Source organism: Pseudomonas sp. SJZ103, assembly GCF_007828335.1.
Taxonomy (GTDB): Bacteria; Pseudomonadota; Gammaproteobacteria; order Pseudomonadales; family Pseudomonadaceae; genus Aquipseudomonas.
Map to the genome: position 1 here is coordinate 56,127 of NZ_VIUN01000017.1, position 23,520 is coordinate 79,646.

At 61.6% G+C, this 23,520-nt stretch carries 12 protein-coding genes; 5 read left to right on the forward strand and 7 right to left on the reverse strand.

All coding sequences use genetic code 11. The features are described from left to right. Positions 1 to 209: 209 nt before the first annotated feature. Entirely contained in the window at positions 210 to 5,936 is a 5,727-nt protein-coding gene (locus FBY10_RS27215; protein WP_256663595.1) for a membrane-targeted effector domain-containing toxin, read from the forward strand. A gap of 94 nt (positions 5,937 to 6,030) precedes the next feature. Here FBY10_RS27215 and FBY10_RS27220 read toward each other — a convergent pair whose 3' ends face one another. Beyond that, entirely contained in the window at positions 6,031 to 6,342 is a 312-nt protein-coding gene (locus FBY10_RS27220) for an NGG1p interacting factor NIF3 (protein WP_145338400.1), read from the reverse strand. A 4-nt stretch (positions 6,343 to 6,346) separates the two neighbouring features. After that, the gene (gene purL, locus FBY10_RS27225; protein WP_145338399.1) at positions 6,347 to 10,243 is read right to left on the reverse strand and encodes a phosphoribosylformylglycinamidine synthase; all 3,897 of its coding nucleotides are present in this window, start codon (positions 10,241 to 10,243) and stop codon (positions 6,347 to 6,349) included. Positions 10,244 to 10,529: 286 nt separating this feature from the next. Between purL and mltF the strand changes: the two genes are divergently transcribed. Next, positions 10,530 to 11,990 carry a membrane-bound lytic murein transglycosylase MltF gene (gene mltF / locus FBY10_RS27230; protein ID WP_145338398.1) on the forward strand — a complete coding sequence of 487 codons (1,461 nt, stop codon included), beginning with the start codon at positions 10,530 to 10,532 and terminating at the stop codon, positions 11,988 to 11,990. 49 nt (positions 11,991 to 12,039) lie between these two features. Here the strand turns inward: mltF and FBY10_RS27235 are convergent, their stop codons facing one another. From FBY10_RS27235 to treP, 5 genes are all read right to left on the reverse strand, one after another. Further along, positions 12,040 to 12,318 (reverse strand): PTS transporter subunit EIIB, encoded by a 279-nt coding sequence (locus FBY10_RS27235; RefSeq protein ID WP_131697967.1) that lies wholly within the window; start codon positions 12,316 to 12,318, stop codon positions 12,040 to 12,042. Positions 12,319 to 12,320: 2 nt separating this feature from the next. After that, positions 12,321 to 14,846 (reverse strand): phosphoenolpyruvate--protein phosphotransferase, encoded by a 2,526-nt coding sequence (gene ptsP, locus FBY10_RS27240; RefSeq protein WP_145338397.1) that lies wholly within the window; start codon positions 14,844 to 14,846, stop codon positions 12,321 to 12,323. A 61-nt stretch (positions 14,847 to 14,907) separates the two neighbouring features. After that, positions 14,908 to 16,128 carry a carbohydrate porin gene (locus FBY10_RS27245; protein WP_145338396.1) on the reverse strand — a complete coding sequence of 407 codons (1,221 nt, stop codon included), beginning with the start codon at positions 16,126 to 16,128 and terminating at the stop codon, positions 14,908 to 14,910. 54 nt (positions 16,129 to 16,182) lie between these two features. Next, complete coding sequence (gene treC, locus FBY10_RS27250; protein ID WP_131697970.1) at positions 16,183 to 17,829, reverse strand: alpha,alpha-phosphotrehalase; 1,647 nt, start codon at positions 17,827 to 17,829, stop codon at positions 16,183 to 16,185. A gap of 55 nt (positions 17,830 to 17,884) precedes the next feature. Further along, positions 17,885 to 19,327 (reverse strand): PTS system trehalose-specific EIIBC component, encoded by a 1,443-nt coding sequence (gene treP, locus FBY10_RS27255; protein WP_131697971.1) that lies wholly within the window; start codon positions 19,325 to 19,327, stop codon positions 17,885 to 17,887. Positions 19,328 to 19,566: 239 nt separating this feature from the next. Between treP and treR the strand changes: the two genes are divergently transcribed. The 3 genes from treR to FBY10_RS27270 all read left to right on the forward strand — a co-directional run bounded on the left by treR (position 19,567) and on the right by FBY10_RS27270 (position 23,392). Beyond that, entirely contained in the window at positions 19,567 to 20,271 is a 705-nt protein-coding gene (gene treR, locus FBY10_RS27260) for a trehalose operon repressor (protein WP_131697972.1), read from the forward strand. Between the two features lie 65 nt (positions 20,272 to 20,336). Then, positions 20,337 to 22,217 carry a dermonecrotic toxin domain-containing protein gene (locus FBY10_RS27265; protein ID WP_145338395.1) on the forward strand — a complete coding sequence of 627 codons (1,881 nt, stop codon included), beginning with the start codon at positions 20,337 to 20,339 and terminating at the stop codon, positions 22,215 to 22,217. A 53-nt stretch (positions 22,218 to 22,270) separates the two neighbouring features. After that, entirely contained in the window at positions 22,271 to 23,392 is a 1,122-nt protein-coding gene (locus tag FBY10_RS27270; RefSeq protein WP_145622940.1) for a membrane-targeted effector domain-containing toxin, read from the forward strand. Positions 23,393 to 23,520 lie beyond the last annotated feature (128 nt).

Sequence of the window (23,520 nt, forward strand, 5' to 3'; positions counted from 1 at the left end):
AGTTCAAACCCCGATCACTGAATTGTCAGCGACCGGCGAAGGTTATTGAGGCGGGTTCCTAGGGACAACCTGAAAGGGTTGTAGGAAACATGCAGATTGTCGTCGGGTAGATTCATTCCCACAAATCAAAAAACTTACTTATCTACCTCTCTGCCGATGGCCCGCCTGCGCATGCTCAAGGTTCTTATCCCCGCATGGAGAGCGTACCTGTGAGCACACCCCCCCAGACCTTTGAAGGTATCAAAGGTCACCTCAATCAGATCGGGCACCACCTGCTCCAGATCGAAAAGCCGCTAGTGCCCGAACACACACCGTCTACCGAACTGGCCTACCTGGAAAAAGCCAACGGCATCCTGGCGCGTTACCGCCAGCAGTTCCTGGCCAAGAGCCGCGCCCTCTATCAGGACATCACCCAGAGCAATTTGCTCGCCCGAGTCGAAGCACTCAAGACCACCTTGAATACGTATCTGCTGGCACTTGATCGCAACGAGCAAATCGATGGCAAGCCCCGCAAATCCTTCATGACCTTTGAAGCCGGCTACACGGCCCTGGCCAACGAAACGGCGGTCAGTGCCCAGGACCGCCTGCTGCATCCGCAACAACAGGCCATGCTTGAGCGCGTACCGCTGGGCGCTACGTTGCGTCCAGGCCTGTATGCACTGACCTTTCGTTATCAGGAGCAGACGGTTGAACTGGCCGGTGCCTTTGTCCTGACCGAAAATTCCAGCCCTGTGGTCGCTGATCTAAGCGCTGCGCCGACGGTAGGTGAAGTGATGCTGTTCACGCCCTCACACGGGATCGAGTCCTTCGGCTCGCTGGCGCAACTCAATACGCACGTGCTGCAAGGCATGGAGGATGCCGAGCGGCGACGCGACTTCATGGCGTTGTTGCCCGTGCGTTATCGCGCTGTGACGCCTGCCGCCATGTGGCCGCTGGAACTGACGCCCATCCAGGACAAGCCGCTGTTTGAGCACACCTACAACGCCTTGGTCGACAAGCGCACCCAGGACATCGAGCGCGCCTTGAGCCTGGTGGACAACCCCGCCCACGCGGCGGCTCAGTTGATCGACGCCCTGGACCGTGCCATAGCAGCGGCGTTGCCGGATTTCAGCGCACGCCTGCAATGGCGCAGCCGACGTCTATTGGAGCGGCACCTGCGCCACAGCGCTCCGGACTGGTATCGCAGCGCCACCGAAGCTCGCCGCGCCGCACTCGCCGCTCACCTGGCGAGCTATAACGAGGCCCGCCAGCAGCTTCTCGACGTGCTCGGCCCGGTCACCAGCCCTGAAGCCCTGGCCCATTATCGACTGCTGCAACACCTCAGCGATGAATTGGACATCCACGACCTGGCGCCGGAACACCTGGTGATCAACACGCGCCGCTACGTGGACCCCATCGGCGAATACGAACACGACCGCAACCTGGTTGAGCTGGCCCTGCGCGGGCTGCACGCCGGTGATGACGCGCCGGGTTCGGACTTCCTGACCAAAACCACGCTGACCTACCAGGAGGCACCGCTGCCCGAGGCCTACCAGGACCTGACTCCCGCCTGGCTGGCGCAGGTACTGACCACCTTGCAGCCGCGTATCGAGTTCGGTGAGTTGCAGCAACAGATACATGCCAAACCTGTGGTCAGCCGTGCGATCGAAGCAATGCTCGACCAGCGGATCAACGCACTGGCCTACACCGCGATGCTCCAGGGTCATCTCAGTGAAGAGGACTTTCAGTTGGTCCAGGACGTACGCCTGGGCACCAACACTCGCCTGAGCGCCGCCACCCTGTCATTGCACGAAGCCCAGTTGCAGGACATATGGGTACTGCGCCAACGCGACGCCAGCGGCGCGATCATCCGCCTGTTGCTGTGCACGCCCGAAGCGCCACGGGAACAGCAGTTCCAGGCTTTCGACAGTGAGGTCGCGTGCCAGAATCACATCCTCGGCTGGAGCCTGGACAACGGCGAAAAAAACCCGCAGGGCACCCTCACCGACTACCTGATCAAGCGGGTCGCCCTGCGTTTTCGCAGGGCCATGAAGCGCGTCCTGAGCGGCTTGAGCTTCAAGGTTCAGGACCGCGAGTACACAGCGATCAGCTTTGGCAATGTCGGCAGCCACGCCGACTGCCTCAAGGCCATGTCCGCCCATGTGCTGGCGACCCGCCTCGACGACTACGCGTTCAGCACCCCGACCTGGTACCGCGCGGCCCACCCCGACACCCGCCGCAAGTTGTTGAAACTGGCCGAGGACAGCGAAGGTGCGCTGCTCACCTACCAGGACTTTCCGCTGTCTGACGCGCAGTTTCCCAGCTTCGCTGACTACCTGCATGAACAGGCCAAAAAACGCCTTAACCTGCTGTTGGCACGCCCTCAGAACGATGTCGACCCCGACACCGTCTGGGCCTTCTCACCACCGGCGCTGCTCGGCTCATTAACCCCCGCGCCCATGACCTACACCCAGCTGTACCGCGACGGCTACGCCAACGGTGTGGGGTTTATCGACGAGAAGTTCTCGCGCGCCGCCCGGTTCAAAGGCCCCAAAGGGGTGGACCTGAGTGCGCTGACGGCAGAAAAAGTCGCCCGCTCGATCACCGGCACCTGGGTCGGCCAGCGTTACATCAACGAGGTCAGGCGCCGCCTGCTCAACGTTGGCAACGCGGACTATGACCTGCGGCGCAATGCGACGCTGAGCATCACCCAGCGCCAGATGCAGAGCGCCGCCCTGGAGTGCCGGCTTGAAGGCTACATCGCTGGTGTCGACTGGACCTGGTTGGAGCTCGCCATAGCCAGCATGGGTGACACCGCCACCGACACACGCAACACCTACGCCATTCATCGCCTGCTCATCGATGGCGAATGGGTGATGGGCAATTTCCTCTTCAGCCACGCCACTTTCCCGACGCTGCTCTACACCCCCAATGCCCCGGACGGCATCAGCTTTCGCGAGGCCAGGCAGTTCAACTACCTGCTGAAAAAGGTGCCCGGCATGGTCGGCTATTTCACCCTGCGGGTTGGCGCCCACTCCCAGGCCAAAGTGCGTACCTTTCTCGAAAATGCCAAGGCACAGCTGCCCGAGGACCTGAACAAAACCGACACCAGCCCGGCACGCTACGACACAATCCGTGCACAACCACCGCTGACGGATCTGCGTCGAGCACTGTACGACATGAAGCTGCAGCGCAAGATCGATGACGTTGAAGGCACCACGGCCAATCGCACCCAGATGATCACGGGCATCCTCTGGACCTGCGTGGAATGGGTCACTGCCATTGCTACCGCGCCGTTTCCCACCGTCAGCCTGAGCCTGGGCATGCTGCTGGCGTTCAAGGACGGCATGCTCGCCCTGAACGCGTATGAGCAAGGCGACACCGGAGCTGCCGTGGAACACTTGATCGGTTACGTGCTCAACAGCGCCGGCGCGGCTTTTACCGATCTGCGCCCGGCATTGGTTTCCCTTAGGCAACTGGCAAGACCGGCGCCGCGCGAGGCAGCCAAGAGCGCCGCCGCTGCCAGCGAGGCCGTGAAGCTGGTGCAACCCCTGCAAGCCCAGGCTCTTGCACCGGCAGACATGCAGGCGGTGCTGTTCGATGGCGAGTTGCTTTGGGCGAAGAACACCCCCGACCCGATCGGACGTTATTTGCTGTACCGACTCGATCCGCCTACCGGCAAATTGATCTCCACGACTCGCGTGGCTGCGCCTGATGCACAAGGTGTGTGGCGCCGCACCGGGGTCACGGGCGGCGCGCCCAAGTATGAAAAATTGCCGGACACACCGGAGCCGCTCAAGCCTTACGAGGTACCGGGGAAATACGCCGGCAAGCTGGAGTTGGCCCTTAACCCGCAGGTGCGAGCCGAAATCCTGTCACGTTCCGAATGGGAGTTCGGTACCGCAGACGTCGGTCGGGGAAGTGGCATCAGCGACCTGCGATCCCTGCGCACGGCTTACCTGCAACAGGCCAAACGCTTGGCGACTGACGCCGAGGACTTTTTCAAGCACCTCGACCCGTTGCCGCCCCGTACCGCGCCCCCGGCCCTGGAGGCCAACACATCGTTTGCACAGCTGATTGCCAGCGATGCCTTCAGCGGCAACAAGAACCTGGTCATTGGCGCACTACCGGGCTCCATCGCCAGCAAACAACTGTTGATCACCCAGATAGACGCCTTGATTGAGCGCGGCTTCAAACATGTGTACATCGAGTACCTGCCCACCGATGTATTCCGCCTAAAACTGGAAAAACTCAACAGCGGCAAATCCTGGCAGCATATCGAACGGCACCTCAGGGCCGTCGATAAAACCCTCGGTTTTGCCGAGGATGCCGAGTACTCCTACGTAGCATTGGTGCGCAAAGCCCAGGAAAAGGGCATGAAGGTCAAAGCCCTGGACGCCTCCACGTCCTACCTGCTGGACGATGTGCTGCAAATGGGCGATACCCCACCGACCACGCCACGGGGTAACAGCGTCAGGAACTTCTACTCCCATAAAGTCATTGAGGCCGATGCCCTCAGCGAACAGGATGAACGTTGGATTGCCCTGGTGGATCACTCCCGCCTGCGTACCTTCGAGAAAACGCCTGGCCTGGCGGACCTGCAGGATGCGGTTGCGCTGCGCGTGGTGGATGTGGGCGCGGACCAACCGGTGGGCGTGTGGGTCGACGCCCCCGGCGCCCTGGCGGGTGACGCGCTGGCCAGGGGCGATTACCAGTTGGCCCTGCGAACCTCGTACAAAGCGCCCGAGCCGATAGCATCGTCCAGCACAGTCACGGCGGCGGTGGCACATTACGACGAATACGACATTGCCCGCCCTCTCAGGGAAAGCATCGTCCGTCAGACCGATACCCGGCACGGGCTGGACACTCGCTACTTCCCACAGAACCCTGACCATACCGAGGCCTTCCTGGCGTTTCAAAACGCCAGGGCACGTCTGGTCACCGATGCAGATACCTACCTGGCCAGCCACGTACCACCCGCCAGGCCCGATCCCTCCGTCCTCGCCTCACCGAAAAGCCCGGAGGCGCTGCTGGAGAACGTCCGTCAAAGCGAGTTCTCGGGGCTGGTAATCGGTGAAGGACACAGCGCGCAGTCCAGCAAACGCTGGTTGCGCGACTACATGAAAAAACTCAAGGACCTGGAATTCAAGACCCTGTACATGGAGCACCTGCTGACCGATATCCACCAGGAAGAGCTGGATATTTTTCTGCGCACACAGCGGCTGCCGGACAACCTCAAGCGCTACCTCACCCAGTTGGATCGCGGCCATATGCCGGGCTACAAAGGTAACGATACCTACACTGAGGTGATCCAGGCGGCGGCCAAACAGGGCCTGCGCATCCGGGCCCTGGACTGCACCGCCAGTTATCACGTCAAGGGCCTGGGGGATGCGGACGTCTCGCGCAACCAGCTGTTCAGTTACTTCGCCAACCAGGTAATCACGGCCGACCAGGCGGCACAGGGATCTCACAAGTGGCTTGCCTTCATTGGCAGCACCCACACCAATACGCACCTGGGCGTGCAAGGCCTGGCGGAACTGCAAGGTGCGGTCAGCCTGCATGTCCGGGGCACCGCCCCCGCGCTGGCCCGGAATATTCGTCCGGGTGCCTGGGAGTCGTTTGCCGAAGGGATGAGTCCGTACAGGAAAGCCTTGCGCAGCGACTTCATCCTGGACGCCGGTGTTGCCGGTATCAACGCCCCCGCCCCGTTCGTTGCGGTGGACAGGGCACGACTGAACCGGCCCGGCCTGTTCCTGATCGAACGCCCGTCGCCGTCGCAGAACAACGTGCTGCATCGCTCGCGCAGCGGGGAGATCGTGTCGACGCCAATCAAGGTCGACAACAACGGCCTGTTTTATGTCGAACGCTGGGAGCCGATGCAGGGCAAGCGTTTCAGCTACGAAAACATCTTGATCGATGCGTTGAAGGCGGAAGTGGGGTTGGTTCCGGCCCCCTGAGCCACTGAGGCTTTGACCCGGGGTTCGTGACCGTCAACAAAAAACCCGCTGGCCAAACTGGCCCAGCGGGTTTCTTGTCTTTACCGTCGGCGGATCAGAAGTCCGCCAACTGCCACACGTCATAAGCCGGTGTTTCATAGGGGTGGCTGAGCTTCAACGCGGCGACCACCGTGCTGATCAACTCATCGGCCACTACCAGCTCAACCTTCCATTCTTCCACCACTTCAACCTGGCCAACCTGCCCGATAAACGGCTGGCTGCCGTCCAACGCGCGAAACTGGCCCTGGCCCAGCACTTGCCAGGCGCAGCTGTCGTAGTCGCCGATGCGCCCGCCGCCAACCGCGAAGACGGCGGTTTTCACCGCCTCCACATGGCTGTCGGGCACAAAGAAGGCAAGCTTGTACACGGCCTTAGTTCACCCACACGCGGGCGTTGCGGAACATGCGCATCCACGCACCGTCTTCGTTCCACTCTTCCGGGCGCCACGAGTTCTGCACGGCGCGGAATACACGCTCCGGGTGCGGCATCATGATGGTGACGCGACCGTCGCGGCTGGTGAGGCCGGTGATCCCGCGCGGCGAGCCGTTCGGGTTGGCCGGGTAGCTTTCGGTGACCTTGCCGTGGTTGTCGACGAAACGCATGGCCACGCAACCGGACAGGTCGGCTTCGAGCAAGGCTTCTTCGCTTTCGAACTCGGCATGACCTTCACCATGGGCGATGGCGATCGGCATGCGCGAACCGGCCATGCCTTGCAGGAAGATCGAGTTGGATTCCTGCACCTGCACCATGGCGACACGGGCTTCGAACTGCTCGGAACGGTTACGCACGAAGTGCGGCCAGAACTCGCTGCCCGGGATCAGTTCGTGGAGGTTGGACATCATCTGGCAACCGTTGCACACACCCAGGGTGAAGCTGTCGTTGCGTTCGAAGAAGCCCTGGAACGCATCGCGGGCACGGCTGTTGAACAGGGCCGATTTGGCCCAGCCTTCGCCGGCACCGAGCACGTCGCCGTAGGAGAAACCACCGCAGGCCACCAGGCCTTTGAACGCGTCGAGGTCAACGCGACCGGCGAGGATGTCGCTCATGTGCACGTCAATCGCATTGAAGCCGGCGCGGTCGAACGCGGCCGCCATTTCCACCTGGCCGTTGACGCCCTGCTCACGCAGTACGGCAACTTGTGGGCGGATGCCTTTCTTGATGTACGGCGCGGCGATGTCCTGGTTGACGTCGAAGCTGAGCTTGGTGCTCAGGCCCGGGTTGTCTTCTTCCAGGATCACGTCGAATTCCTGCTCGGCGCAGTCGGCGTTGTCACGCAGGCGTTGGATCTGGTAGCTGGTCTCGGACCACTGGCGTTGCAGCAAGCGGCGCTGGCCGGCAAACACGGTGTCGCCGTTGAACGAGATGTTGATCTCGCCGTTGTTGATCGGCTGGCCGATCACCGCGACGCAGTCGTCCAGGCCAGCGGCGCTGAACTGTGCGAGGACGTCCGGAGTAGCGTCCTGGCGAACCTGGATCACGGCGCCCAACTCTTCGTTGAAGAGGATGCCGTTGATTTCCGAGGCATCCTCGGCAACGCTGTCGAGCACGATGTTCAGGCCGCAGTGACCGGCAAACGCCATCTCGACCACGCTGGTCAGCAAACCACCGTCGGAACGGTCGTGGTAAGCCAGCAGGTGGCCGTCGGCGTTGAGGCCCTGGATCACGGCGAAGAAGGCTTTCAGGTCTTCGGCGTCATCCACGTCCGGCGCGTGTTTGCCGAGCTTGCCGTGGGTTTGCGCGAGGATCGAGGCGCCCATGCGGTTCTGGCCACGGCCCAGGTCGATCAGGATCAGGTCGGTGGTGCCCTTGTCCATGCGCAGTTGCGGGGTCAGGGTCTGGCGGATGTCGGTGACCGGCGCAAAGCCGGTGACGATCAGCGACAGCGGCGAGGTGACGCTCTTGTCCACGCCTTCATCGTTCCAGCGGGTGGCCATGGACATGGAGTCCTTGCCCACCGGAATGGTGATGCCCAGCTCCGGGCACAGCTCCATGCCGACCGCTTTTACCGTGTCGTACAGACGCGCATCTTCACCTGGGTGACCGGCGGCGGACATCCAGTTGGCCGACAGCTTGATGTCGGACAATTTACCGATACGCGACGCGGCGATGTTGGTGAGGGTTTCACCAATGGCCATGCGGCCCGACGCCGGGGCGTCCAGCAGGGCCAGCGGCGTACGCTCGCCCATGGCCATGGCTTCACCGGTGTAGACGTCGAAGCTGGTGGCGGTGACGGCAACGTCGGCCACCGGTACCTGCCATGGGCCGACCATTTGGTCACGGGCCACCAGGCCGGTGATGGTGCGGTCGCCGATGGTGATCAGGAAGCTTTTGCTCGCCACGGCCGGGTGGTGCAACACACGTTCGATGCTGTCGGCCAGGTCCAGGGCGCTTGGGTCGAAATCATCGCCCAATTCGGCTTCACGTACCGCCGAACGGTGCATGCGCGGGGCCTTGCCCAGCAGCACTTCGAGGGGCATGTCCACGGGGCTGTTGCCGAAGTGGCTGTCGGTGACCGTCAGTTGCGGCTCGGCAGTGGCTTCGCCGACCACGGCAAACGGGCAACGCTCGCGTTCGCAGATGGCCTGGAAGCGCGCGAAGTCTTCAGGGCCGACCGCCAGTACGTAACGTTCCTGGGATTCGTTGCTCCAGATTTCGTGCGGGGCCATGCCCGGCTCGTCGTTCGGAATGTTGCGCAGTTCGAAGCGGCCACCGCGGTCGCCATCGTTGACCAGCTCCGGGAAGGCGTTGGACAAACCGCCGGCGCCGACGTCGTGGATGAAGCTGATCGGGTTCTTGTCACCCAACTGCCAGCAACGGTCGATGACTTCCTGGCAGCGGCGTTCCATCTCAGGGTTTTCGCGCTGTACGGAAGCGAAGTCGAGGTCTGCCGAGCTGGTGCCGGTGGCCATGGAGGAAGCCGCGCCGCCGCCCAGGCCGATCAACATCGCCGGGCCGCCGAGGACGATCAGCTTGGAGCCGACCAGAATCTCGCCTTTCTTGACGTGTTCTTCACGGATGTTGCCCATGCCGCCAGCCAACATGATTGGCTTGTGGTAGCCGCGCACTTCATCGCCACGCGGGGTGGTGATGGACTGTTCGAAAGTACGGAAATAACCGGTCAGCGCCGGACGGCCGAACTCGTTGTTGAACGCGGCGCCGCCCAGCGGGCCTTCGATCATGATGTCCAGCGCAGTTACGATGCGCTCAGGCTTGCCGTACGGCACTTCCCATGGCTGTTCGAAGCCCGGGATCTGCAGGTTGGACACGGTGAAACCGGTCAGGCCGGCCTTTGGCTTGGCGCCACGGCCGGTGGCACCTTCGTCGCGGATCTCGCCGCCGGAACCGGTGGCTGCGCCCGGGAACGGGGCAATCGCGGTCGGGTGGTTGTGGGTCTCGACCTTCATCAGGATGTGCACCGGTTCCTGCACCGCGCCGTATTGGCGGGTTTCAGGGTCCGGGAAGAAACGGCCGGCAACCGAGCCGACGATCACCGAGGCGTTGTCCTTATAAGCCGACAGAACGCCTTCGCTGTGCATCACGTAGGTGTTCTTGATCATGCCGAACAGGCTTTTTTCCTGGCTCTCGCCGTCGATGTCCCAACTGGCGTTGAAGATCTTGTGACGGCAATGCTCGGAGTTGGCCTGGGCGAACATCATCAGTTCGATGTCGTGGGGGTTGCGCTTGAGACCGGTGAAGGCGTTGACCAGGTAGTCGATTTCGTCTTCGGCCAGGGCCAGGCCCAGTTCGGTGTTGGCCTTCTCGAGGGCGGCGCTGCCACCGCCAAGCACGTCAATCGCGGTCAGCGGCTTGGGCTCGGCGTGGCTGAACAGACCGGCAGCCTGTTCCAGCTGGCTGACGATGATCTGGGTCATGCGGTCGTGCAGGCTGCTGGCGATCAGCTCGGCCTCGGCATCGCTGAACTGGCCGGCAACGTAGAAGGCGATACCGCGCTCCAGACGCTGGATTTTTTCCAGGCCGCAGTTGCGGGCGATATCGCTGGCCTTGCTCGACCAGGGCGAGATGGTGCCGAACCGTGGCAGAACCAGGAACAAGCGGCCAGTCGGCTCTTGAACGGGAACGCTGGGGCCGTACTTCAGAAGGCGTGCGAGCACTTGCTGTTCGTCGGCGGTCAAGACGCCGGTAACGTCGGCGAAGTGAGCAAATTCAGCATACAGGCCTGTAACCGCTGGAACCTTCTGGCTCAGTTGCTCAAGGAGTTTGCTGTGGCGAAAGGCAGAAAGGGCAGGAGCGCCGCGCAGGATCAACATCTTCGGGACAGCCTCGGGAAGGGGTGTGCTTTGAGGCCGTGCATTCTAGCGTAAACCTGCGCCAACGGCACCCGAAACGGCACCGCTGGCTGCTGCCGAACGTCAGTTGGCACGGTTTGCACGCTATCGGGGCGTTATCTAAGGCATTCCGCGCAGTTATTTTAACCGTCACAATCGGGCGCCAAGCCACGTTTCTGCGGGCTGCAGCACAGTTTTGGCGGCGCTAGCAGACAAGTCCGCCGCTGTCGAGATATGGCGCCGTGGGCCGTTTGCGTATACTGCGCAGATGTTCTCCCCAACTGCTTTGCGCCCGCGATGCGCCAGATGGCTCATCGCAACCGGACTCTTCCTGATGCTCAGCGCCTGTGTTGATAAACCCAGCACGCTCGAGCGAATCAAGGAGGATGGCGTATTGCGGGTGATAACCCGAAACAGCCCGGCGACTTACTTCCAGGACCGCAACGGTGAAACCGGTTTCGAATACGAACTGGTCAAGCGTTTTGCCGATGACCTGGGCGTGAAGCTGGAGATCGAGACCGCCGACAACCTCGACGACCTGTTCGGCCAGTTGGGCAAACCCAACGGCCCGGTGCTCGCCGCCGCCGGCCTGGTCAGCAGCGAGCAGCGCCAGCAACAGGTGCGGTTCTCCCACCCTTATCTTGAAGTCACCCCGCAGATCATCTACCGCAACGGCCAGTCACGGCCGACGAACGCGGCAGACCTGGTGGGCAAGAAGATCATGGTGCTCAAGGGCAGCACCCACGCCGAACAACTGGCGGCGCTTAAAAAGCAGAACCCGGCCATCGAATACGAAGAATCCGACGCCGTTGAGGTGGTCGACCTGCTGCGCATGGTGGACGAGGGCCAAATCGACCTGACCCTGGTGGACTCCAACGAAGTGGCGATGAACCAGGTGTACTTCCCCAACGTACGGGTGGCGTTCGACCTCGGCAATGCCAGCAACCAGAGCTGGGCCGTGGCGGCCGGCGACGACAACAGCCTGCTCAACGAGATCAACAGCTACCTGGACAAGGTGGAAAAGAACGGCACCCTGCAACGCCTTAAAGACCGCTATTACGGGCATGTCGATGTCCTCGGCTATGTCGGCGCCTACACCTTCGCCCAGCATTTGCAGCAGCGACTGCCCAAATACGAGAAGCACTTTCGCGCCTACGCCAAGGAAGAAAAAGTCGACTGGCGCCTGCTCGCGGCGATCGGCTATCAGGAATCGCTGTGGCAACCGACGGTCACGTCAAAGACCGGCGTGCGCGGCCTGATGATGCTGACCCAGAACACCGCCCAGGCCATGGGCGTGTCCAATCGCCTGGATGCCAGGCAAAGCATCATGGGCGGCGCCAAGTACCTGGCCAAGATCAAGGACGAGCTGGACGACAAGATCGCCGAGCCCGACCGCACCTGGTTCGCCCTCGCCGCTTATAACGTCGGCACCGGCCATCTGGACGACGCGCGCATTCTGGCGAAGAAGGAAGGCCTGAACCCGAACAAGTGGCTGGACGTGAAGAAGATGCTGCCGCGCCTGTCGCAGAAGCAGTGGTACAGCAAGACCCGCTACGGCTACGCCCGAGGCGGCGAGCCGGTGCACTTTGTGGCGAACATCCGGCGTTATTACGACATCCTGACCTGGGTGACCCAGCCGCAGCTGGAAGGCAACCAGGTGGTGGAGGGCAACCTGCATGTGCCGGGTGTGGACAAGACCAAGCCGCCGGAAGACACCCCGCAGCTGTAAAACTGATCCTCCCAACACCGCCCCTCCCACATTTTGATCTCTACTTGGGTTAGAGGCCGGTGATCAGGTGGACCACTCCTCCCGCCAACACCATCACACCCGGCACACCCGCCGCTTTCAACGCCGCCTCATCCAGCCGGCCCGCATCCTGCAATTGCACCCTCACCCGCGTCAGCGCCACACGCTGTTGCGACTTGAGGTTATCCGCACCTCCCAACGCACTCAGCACCTCGGCCGACAACAGCCCCTGCGTCGGAGTCACCACCGTCTCGGCAATCAAATCCGGGGTCAGGGCTTTCCAGAACGCCCGCTGCAATTTCTCGAACATGCTCAGTGCTCCACGACAGGTGAGGTTTCAACGGTGGCCGCGTGATACAGGCGCAAGGCCTCGCGCACCTGGGCGGCTTCTTCCAGGCCCAGTACCTGACGGGCGATGGTCTGGCAGTCGACCAGGTCCAGCTCGCGCACGGTGGCCTTGATGGTGGGAATCAGCGGCACACTGACAGACAGCTCATCCACGCCCAGCCCGATCAACACCGGCACCGCCAGCGCTTCGGAGGCCAGTGCACCGCATACGCCCACCCACTTGCCATGGGCGTGGGCGGCCGTGACGGTGGTGGCGATCAGGCGCAGCACCGCCGGGTGAAAGCTGTCGGCCTGGCTGGCCAGGCGCGGGTGATCGCGGTCCATGGCCAGGGTGTACTGGGTCAGGTCGTTGGTGCCGATGGAGAAGAAATCCACATGGGGCGCAAACACATCCGCCATCAAGGCTGCCGACGGCACCTCGATCATGATGCCCAGTTTGGGCAACTCGCTGAGCCCGAGGGATTGCGCTTCTTCTTCCAGAATCTTGCGCGCCAGATGCAGCTCCGACAGCAGGCTGACCATCGGCAACATGATATGCAGGCGTGCCAGCCCGGCACTCGCAAGGATCGCGCGCAACTGTTCACGCAACAGCTCCGGGCGCTCCAGGCACAGGCGTATACCGCGCAGGCCCAGGAACGGGTTGGTTTCGCTGTCCATCGGCACATACGCCAGCGGTTTATCGCCGCCGACATCCAGGGTGCGCACCACCAGATTGCGCTCGGTGCCCAGGGCACGGGCGATGGCGCTGTAGGTTGCGGCCTGCTCATCCACGCTTGGGGCGCGATTGCGATCCAGGTACAGGAACTCCGAGCGCAGCAGGCCGACGCCTTCACCCCCGAGGGCCAGGGATTGCTCCACCTCCTGCAACGACGCGACGTTGGCGGTCACCTCGACGTGATGGCCGTCGCGGGTGATCGCAGGCACGGAGGCCTGCGCCACGTCACGCTGGCGTCGCAGTATTTGCTGTTGGCGCGCAGCCTCCAATTGTTCGATCTCGGCCAGGTTGGGGTCCAGGTGCAACTCGCCCTTGTCGGCGTCGAGCAGGACCTGTTTGCCGTTGGCCAGCGCCCGCACTTCAGGCCCGACCCCACACATGGCAGGCAGGCCCAGGGCACGCGCCAGGATCGCGACATGGCTGGTTGCCCCGCCGCCGACGGTGACAAACCCCAGCACCTTTTGGGTATCGAGGCTGGCGGTTTGCGAAGGCGTCAGTTGTTCGGCGATCAGGATCGCGCGGTCGGGCAGGTCCCAGGCGCGGTCTTGAATACCGAGGATCAGTTTCAGCACGCGTTGACCGACATCCGCCAGGTCCGCCGCACGTTCGGCCAACAGGGCATTGCCCAGGCCCTGGAACAGTTGGGCGGTGGCGACCGTGGCGCTGTTCCAGGCAAACGCGGCGCTCTTGCCTTCGGCCAGCAAGCCGTGGGCTTGTTCCAGCAGCGTCGGGTCTTCGAGCAATTCCTGATGGGCACGGAAAATCTCCGCCTGGGCACTGCCTGCCGCCTGGGTTTGCAAGGCTTGCAGCGCTTCGTTTGCAGCCAACAGGCCACGCGCCAACGCAGCGCGTTCGAAGGTTTCTCCCGCCCCCTGTTCAGTCACCTTTAACTCGGGCTCAGCGACCTGAACCACTTGGCCAAACGCCGACCCCGGCGATGCGCAAACGCCTCGCAGCAGCGTCGTCGACGATACCGGCACGCGCGCTTCGAGCTGTGCAGCCGGCGCCGCAATGGCCTCGCCGCAGCCTTCAGCCAACAGCGCAACCAGCACATTGATTGCTGCCTCGGCATCCTCCCCGGCTGCGCTGACTTGCAAGGTATCGCCCTGTACGGTTTGCAGCGCCATGATCGCCACCAGCGACTTGGCGTTGACACTCTGGGTTTGCTTGTGCAGGTAAATGCTCGCGTTAAAACCTTTCGCCGCCTGGGCAAATACCGCTGCCGGGCGCGCGTGCAAGCCATTGGCGTTGGGCAAGGTCAACGGCTTGGAGAAGCGTGCATCGCCCTCCTCCTCATCGGCCTCCTCTACCCGGTTGCCGGGCGATACCTGCAACACCGGTTGGCCCCGTTCCACCAGGCCGCTTGCCAACGGCGTGAACGGCTCGCCGCTGACCACCAGCATCAAGGTCAGCAAACTGCGCGCGTTGAGCGCCACGTAGTCGGCATCGAATTCGATCAGTGCTTGCCCGGCTTCCACCCGCTGGCCTTCCTCGACCAGGCGGGTGAAGCCCTTGCCCGCCAGGCTCACGGTGTCCAGGCCGATATGCATCAGCACCTGCACGCCGTTGTCGTCGGTGACGCTGACCGCATGCCCACTGTCCTGGATATTACTGATCACTCCGGCCAGCGGCGCACACAGGGTCTGCGAAGTGGGATCGATGCACAGGCCGTCGCCAATCATGCGGCTGGCGAACACCGGGTCAGGCACCTGGTCCAGTGCCAGCAGCACGCCGGATAAAGGCGCGAGCAATTCCAGGGGTTGAGTTGCGGTCATGACGTCACCTGCTGTTTTGTTCTGTAAAAATCCTTGGGTGGATGCCTATCCCACGGATGACTTATTTCCACCAGTATTCAACCTGCACGCCAACGTTCGACCCATGCCGCGCGGTGCCATAGGCGCCGGTGTCGGACAACGCCGAGCCCGCCGCCAGTTCATTCGCTGCACGCTTGGCCGCTTCGTTCCAGGTCGCATAGGTGTAGTACAACCGCACTTCCGGCCGCGCCCAGAAATCCGGCCCCTTGGGCGACCAGGTCGGGGCGAAGGTAAATTTGCTCAGTTTGCGCGTGCCGCCTGTGGCATCGACCTGATCGTGCCCGAGTTCGGTGACCAGTTTGAATTGTTCGCTGATCGCATACGCAGGGCGAACACCGATGGACATCCAGGTCTGGTCCTGGCTGCCGGGGCGAATATCCTTCTGGTACACCGCTTCGATCTGCCCACCAAAGCGCGGGGTCACTTGCCAGTCGAAGAACTCCACGGCGCGATAACTTTTGCTGCTGTTATCCAGGAAGGTATTGCCGGTGTAGCCCAGGCCGGTGCCGGGACCTTCGCCGTACTGCAGGGCGAATTTGTTCTTGCCGCCCAGAAAGGGTTTTTGCACATGCTGCGCGGTGAGCGCCCAACCGCTGTTGGTGTCGCGCCCGCCGGCCTTTTCGATATAGCTCAAGCCCAGCTCCAGCTCGCCGCCGGGGTTGGTCTTGAAGCCCGCCACGTTGAAGTCGTGACGGGTGGCGTATTCCTTCTGGTACAGGTTGTCCTTGCGCGAGAGCGCGTAGCTGTATTTCAGGTCGCCGATCAGCACGTCCTCAATACCGCCACCGGTGGCGCTCTGGTTCCAGTAGTAGAAGTCGGAAATATGGATGTCATTGCGTTTGTAGTAGCGCCGACCGGCCCACAGCGAACCGCCATTGAGGGCCGGCAGGTTCGACCACTGCGCATACATCTGCGGCATGCGCGCCGAACCGTTGTCTTCGCCCTGGAATTTAAGGGCGCGGTCGTATTTGTTGTAGAGGGATGCCATGGCGTCGACGCTGAGCACTGAGCCATCGTCGAGGGTCAGCAGGTCCTGACGCAGTTCCAGTTCGGCGTACTGCTCGCATTCGTTGCCCAATCGGTATTTGGTTTGCGCCCCCGGCAGTTGGAAACATTGCTGCTTGCCACTGCCCGTTGAAGTCCCCGCACCGCTGCGCAAGTAACCTGCAAATTCCAGGGCCTGCGCACCGAATGGCAGGCTCAGGCAGGAGGCAACGAGGCCCAGCTTTATTGTTGTTTTCATGAAGCACTCCGATATTTTTATTATGTTTTTTTTGAAGCACCCTGCGCCCGGGGTTTAGTCCTTCAGATACAGCACGAACGATTCGTAGGGACGCAAGACGACCGTGGCCGTGCGTTGCGGGCAGTCGGGGTAATTGCTGATCAGCAGGCGTTGCTCGGTCGCCGCGCCGATCACGTCGTCAGGCAGTTGGATCTCACAGGGCTGGCGGTAGAAATTATTCAGCACCAGCAAGCGCTCGCCGTGGCCTTCACGCAGGTACGCCCAGACCTGCAGATGGTCTTGCAGCAGTTGGCGGTAAACACCCGCTTGAATCAGCGGTTCATGACGACGCAAGGCGATCAGCGCACGGTAGTGATGCAGCACGGAGTCGGGATCATCGAGTTGGTGTTCAACGTTGATCTGCGCGGCATTCGCCGGGATGCCGATCCACGGCTCACCGGTGCTGAAGCCCGCATTGGGTTGCGCGCTCCACTGCATCGGCGTGCGGCCGTTGTCGCGCGACTTCTGCATGATCGCCGCCATGCTCGCCGCTTCGGATTCACCGGCATCGCGCTTGAGGCGGAAGATGTTCAGGGTCTCCACATCGCGGTACTGATCGATGCTGGCGAAGCCCGGATTGGTCATGCCCAGCTCTTCGCCCTGATACACAAACGGCGTGCCCTGGAGGAAGTGCAATGCGGTGGCGAGCATCTTGGCCGAGACCACGCGGTACTCACCGTCGTCACCAAACCGCGAGACCACCCGGGGCTGATCGTGGTTACACCAGAACAGCGCATTCCAGCCGCCACCGGCTTGCATACCCAGTTGCCAGTCGGAAAAAATCTGCTTGAGTTGCAGGAAGTCGAAGTCGGCCTTCACCCACTTTTGCAGGTTCGGGTAATCAACTTTCAGGTGATGAAAGTTGAAGGTCATCGACAGCTCTTTCGACTCCGGTCGCGAGTAGCGAATGCAATGCTCCAGGCTGGTGGACGACATCTCGCCGACGTTGATCAGGTCATGGCCTTCAAAGACTTCGCGGTGCATCTCCTGCAGGTATTCATGCACGTTCGGGCCGTCGGTGTAGAAGCGGCGGCCGTCACTGTTGTCTTCGGGGAAATCGGCGGGCTTGGAGATCAGGTTGATCACATCCAGACGGAAACCGCCCACGCCCTTGTCACGCCAGAAGCGCATCAACTTGAACACTTCGGCACGCACCTGGGGGTTGTCCCAATTGAGGTCAGCCTGGGTGTGGTCGAACAAGTGCAGGAAGTACTGGCCGGTTTGCGCCTCGTATTCCCAGGCCGAACCGCCGAACTTGGATTCCCAGTTGTTGGGCTGGTCGCGCCAGATGTAGAAGTCGCGGTAGGGGTTGTCGAGGCTGCTGCGCGCCTGCTGGAACCACTCATGCTCAATGGACGTGTGGTTGACCACAATGTCGAGCATCAGCTTGATGCCGCGCTTGGCCGCTTCGCTGATCAGCAGGTCGCAGTCGGCCATGGTTCCGTAGCTGGGGTCGATGGCGTAGTAGTCGCTGATGTCGTAGCCGTTGTCCCGTTGCGGCGAACGCAGGAACGGCGTGATCCACAGGCAATCCACGCCCAGCCACTTGAGGTAGTCGAGTTTGTCCACGATACCCAGCAGGTCACCGGTGGCGTTACCCGCGTGGCTGTGGAAGCTTTTGGGGTAGATCTGGTAGATCACCGAGTGTTGCCAGTCTTGCATGGTGGGTTCCTTCAATTAATGGTGCAACGGTTCAACTTGCCCCGATAGCGGTAGATCAGGCAACGCGATAACCGGGCCGAACAATCTTCATGCTCAACGCACAGGTCAGTACGAACGGCACGACAATCGCGATGACCATCCCGATCACAAACATCGAGATGGATTGCGGCACGATCGAGATAAACCCAGGCAAGCCCCCCACCCCAATGGCCGAGGCCTGCACCTTGTTCAGCGACAGGAAAATGCTGCCCAGCGCCGAGCCCACCAGGGCCGCATAAAACGGAAACTTGAAGCGCAGGTTCACCCCGAACATCGCCGGTTCAGTGATGCCGAAGTAAGCGGAAATCGCTGAGGTCGAGGCCATGCTTTTATCCCGCGCATTGCGGGTGGTGTAGAACACCGCGAGCGCGGCGCTGCCCTGGGCCAGGTTGGACATGACGATCATCGGCCAGATAAACGTGCCGCCTTGGGTGGAGATCAGTTGCAGGTCGACGGCGAGGAACATGTGGTGCATGCCGGTGATCACCAGCGGTGCGTACAGCAGGCCGAAAATCGCTCCGCCAACCATCGGCGCCAGGTCAAACAGGGTGACCACGCCTTCGGTGATCAGGATGCCGAGGTGACGGGTCACCGGGCCGATGATCGCCAACGCCAGCACGCCGGTGACGACGATGGTAGTGATCGGCACGACCAGCAGTTGAATGGCATTGGGCACGCGAGCGCGCAGCCATTTCTCGATGACGCTCATCACATACGCCGCCATCAGGATCGGCAGGATCTGCCCCTGGTAGCCGACTTTCTCGATCTTGAACCAGCCGAAAATATCGAAGTACGGCAGGCTCTGGCCGTCGAGCCCGGCAACCGCCTTGCCGTAGTTCCAGGCATTGAGCAGATCGGGATGCACCAGCATCAGGCCGAGCACAATGCCGAGGATTTCACTGCCGCCAAAACGCTTGGCCGCCGACCAGCCCACCAACGCCGGCAGGAACACAAATGAGGTATTGGCCATCAGGTTGATCAGGCTCCACAGGCCATCCAAGTTCGGATACGCCTCCAGCAGCGTCTGGCCCTCGATGAACATGCCCTTGGCGCCCATCAGGTTGTTGATGCCCATCAGCAGGCCAGCAATGATCAGCGCGGGCAGGATCGGCATGAACACATCGGAGAACACCCGCACCAGGCGCTGCATGGCATTGGTCTTGTCGGCGCCCTTCTTCTTGACGTCGGCGATGGTGGCGGCGGCGAGGCCGGTCTGTTCGCGCAGGGCGGCGTAGACCTTTTCCACTTCGCCGGGGCCGATCACCACCTGGAACAAACCGCCGGTGAAGAATGAGCCCTTGACCAGATCGACCTGGTTCAACGCGCTGTTGTTGACCAGGCTCGGATCCTTGAGCGCCAGGCGCAGGCGGGTCACGCAGTGGGCAGCTTGCTCAAGGTTGTCGCTGCCCCCGAGGTGCTCGAGGATCTCGCGGGCAATGTTCGAATAGTCGTGGCTCATGCTTGGTTTCCACTTTGATTTTTTTTATTGGGGGGCAGTCATTGGCAGCACGCCGAAGCCAAAAGTACTCGTACAGACGAGTTAAAGCAACAACTCGTCTGTACGAGTTTGGATTTGTTTATTCCGTGCAGTACATCCCGTCGCTGCAAGCCGCACAAATCCAAGGGTCTAATGGACAAAGCCCCTCTCTGCCTCTAAGGTTCCTGCCTTGAACGCCAACGCGGCACAGAGCCCTATCCATGAGCAAATACAACCAGATCTATACCGATCTGCTTGCCAGCATCACCACCGAACGCCTGCAACGCGGCACGCGCCTGCCCTCCGAAACCGAATTGATGGACAGCTACCAGGCCAGCCGAGGCACCGTGCGTCGGGCCATCGAGCAGTTGCAGGAACGTGGGTTTGCGCAAAAGATCCACGGCAAGGGCACCTTCGTGCTCTCGCCCAACCCGATTGAGTTCCAACTCGGCGGCATCGTCAGCTTCCACGAAACCCACGCCGACCTGGGCGATGACGTACGCACCGAAGTGGTCGAATTCACTCAACTCCCACTGGAAGGCCCGCTGTTGCAACACATCGAGGCCGAACCCGGCAGCCTCATCACACGCATCAAACGGGTACGGCGCATCGGCGGCAAACGGGTGATCCTCGACATCAACCACTTCGTCGCCGACCTGATCCCCGGCCTGGACCAGGCGATTGCCGAACAGTCGATCTACGCCTTCATCGAACAGACGCTGCAACTGCAGATCAGCTACGCCCAGCGCACCATCGAAGCCCTGCCCCGCAGCAAGGATGACCAGACCCACCTCGACCTTGATGGCCAAAGCCATGTGATCGTGGTGAGCAACCAGACGTTTCTGCAGGATGGGCGGCAGTTCGAGTACACCGAGTCACGGCATACGTTGGATAAGTTTTACTTCTCCGATATCGCCAGGCGCTAACTATCTACCCACCGCCCCTCTAAACGGCTTGGCATGCTCGGCTTTTCCCCCTTAAGGAGAGCAGCATGCCGCTGACCGACACATCCCCCGCAGCCCAGCAAAAACTTCGCGCCCTGGCCCCGGTGGTGCTGGATGCCTGCCCGAATATGCAGACGATGGCCATTGAGGCCGCCCGTGAAATTCTCGCCAGGCACGGCCTGGAGGGCCTGGATCCCGATCAGGTGTACTGGCACCGCTTCAACGGTGGTGTCGGTGACCCGGCAACCTTTACGGGCTGGAGCCACAATGAAAAACCCCAGGAGTCGATGACGCTGACGCAGTTGGTCATTCACCGCTTCGAGGTGCACGACCAGGACAATGCCGACCTGCTCGACGGTGATGGTGGTTTTTATCGCGAGGGTGCCGAGGCGCGGTTGTTCGATCAGCATAACCAAGTGCAGTTGTCCGCCAGCGCGGTGCTCAAGGACTTCTGGGCGATCAATTTCAGCGACCGCTACACCACACACATGGAGACATTCTGGAGCGTTCACTTCGACGACTTCCGCACCCTGGCCAAGGTCAACTGCCTGGCCCAGGCCCTGCAAGCGCGACAGGCCGGGCATCTCACCGAGTCGCAGTTGCACACAGTGCTTCAGGCCCTAGCCAGCAATCTGTCCTGGCCCCCAACCCTGTCCAACCTGCAAGCCGAGGTCACTTCAGCCAGCGGGCTGCGCGTGGCGGCGCTGGATATCGGCGGACATATCGCCACGGATATCCTGCGCATCGTCGACGGCGATGGACGGCAAATCCTTTATGTACCGGGCGAGTCTCAGGCCTTCCACTGCTTCGAGACCCCGGCCGACCTGCATTTCTGGCTGCTGAACCAGACCAGCCACCCGGATAACCGCGCCCGCTTCATGGCTCACTTTCCGCTGTCAGCGCAGATCCAGCAGGACGATACCGACGCCGTAACCTGGAAGCAGATGCTGCTCACCCCCGTGCTGATCTATCGCACCGCCCAGGCCCTGGCGGGTACCCTGCCGCCGGACTGGGTGGACAAGGGCCTGGGCCACCAACTCGACCAGCTGTTTATCGACTGGGGCACCTGGGATCACCACCTGATCAATCAAACCGACCAAACCATCGAACACGACGCCTTTACGTGGCTGGCACAATCGAGCCAGGCACGCATGCACAACGATGCAGACTTCTCCCTGCGCAGCAATGGCGACCTGCGCAAGAAACTCTGGATCGGCTACCTGAACGCCTTTGGCAAAACCTTCGGCCCGATGGCGGTGGCGGGCTGGCCGGTGGCCTTGGTGGTAGGCGCCAGCGTGGCCAATCTGGGCCTGAATATCGACCAGGCGATCAACGGCAAAACCCTGGCCGAACGCCGTGCCGGGGAGCTGGATGCGATTCTGAGTGCCATCGACACACTGTTTAACCTCGCACTGTTGAAAGCCGACGGGGTCGTGCACGATATCGCCGAAGCGGCCGACACCGTCGCGGTGGAGCCCATTGGGTCAATGCCGGCCACAGAGCCCACCAGCGCAGCGCCGATGCCTGCGCCGGCGGTACCCGCCGCCTACCAGACCAACCTGATACTGGAAGGAGAACACCTGGATACCGCCCCCGGAAAGTTCCAGCAGGTCTATAGCCTGCGGACTTCCGACGGCATGCCACAGCAAGCCATCCTGATGAATGATCAAGCCTATTACGTGCGCTACGAAGCCAACCCCAACGGCCGTGGTTATTGGACGATTGTCGACCCGAACAACCCCCATGGCTTTTCCGGCGCGCTGCCGGTGCGCCTGAACGAGTTCAACGAATGGGAGCGTGTGACCGACAGCAACGGCTTGAAAGGCGGCGGGGGAACTCCAGCAAAAGCGCCCGCATGCCGGCACCCTCGCGAGTCCCACCACCGCCGCAAGCGATGGCCACGCCATCTCACGCACTGCGCAGGGTGACCACCCCCTTCGATACCCCGCCATCAACCCGCCCGGAAGTGAAACGCTGGGCAATGGGCCTCACTGAAACCCATGTTCACAGCCGCTTCGGCCGCATTGACCGCTTCACCTACTACTTCGGCGAAACGCACCGCAAACTGCTGCAATCGGCGCAAGACTTCTACAAGGAACTGTCCTGGACCCGCCTGCCTCCTCGTCCGGACATTCCCGCGTTTGAACCGACAACGGCCTTCGAAGACGTCCTCGAACGCCTGCCCGAAGACCTACCGGGCTACGTCATCGGCGAAACCCTGGACCGCATCACCAGCACCCGCCTGGTGATCCACAACATGCCGCTCTTTGCGCGCAAGGGCGTGAAAACCCTGTATATGCGTCGCCTGCTCAACGACTTCGCACAGGATGATCTGAACCACTATTTCCAGACCGGCGAAATGTCCGACGACCTGGAAAGCTACCTTGGCAAGCTGGGCACCGATCCATCCGGGCAACTCAACGAACTGGAACTGGTCAAGACCGCCAGGGCCAACGGCATACGCGTGCAGGCTATCGACTGCGCAGCCCATTACAAATACCCCAACCCCATCGCCGATCTTACCGAGCAAGTGACGAGCAATTACCTCGCGCACACCCTTATCCAAGCCGATAGAACCTTGAACAGCGGCGGTAAATGGCTGGTCCTGACCAACGCGAGAAACATCAACACCTTCAATGGCTTCGCGGGTGTCAGTGAACTGGAAGGTGGCATCGGGCTGCGTATCGAAGAGGTGCTTCCCGGGCAAGGTAACGACGTGCGCCTTGACCCCGGCATCGACATTGATCGCGACAATGCCCCCTCCCCTGAAAGCGTCGGGGATAGCTTCGACACCTTGCATGCCGACCTGCGAGTACAAGTGGAAGCGCCGCCGGTGCTCAGGACGCTGGAGCAACAGCAGCGACTGCTGTTTCGCAAAGGCATGTACTTGATCGACGAGAACCAGGGCAACTACACCTTGCGGCATCACAGCAGAGACAAGGGCATCGTTGCGACACCCATCCATCGGCTGGCCGATGGCAGCTTTTACATCGACCGACCGGCCTGGGCAGGCGTGCATGACATAGGGTTCCCCACGCTGGAAAAGCTGTCCAGCGCCCTTACCAATATGGGCATGAGTCTGCAAAGCCGGCTTCCAGCTTGATAAGTCTGGCGAAGCAGCTTGTTACCGTTGAGCTACGCAGCGACCTGACAAACAGATTCAACCTTACGTAGAATGCCCCCCGTGGCTATGGAACACCTTCCTTCTAACCTCTGATGACCTAGGGGTTT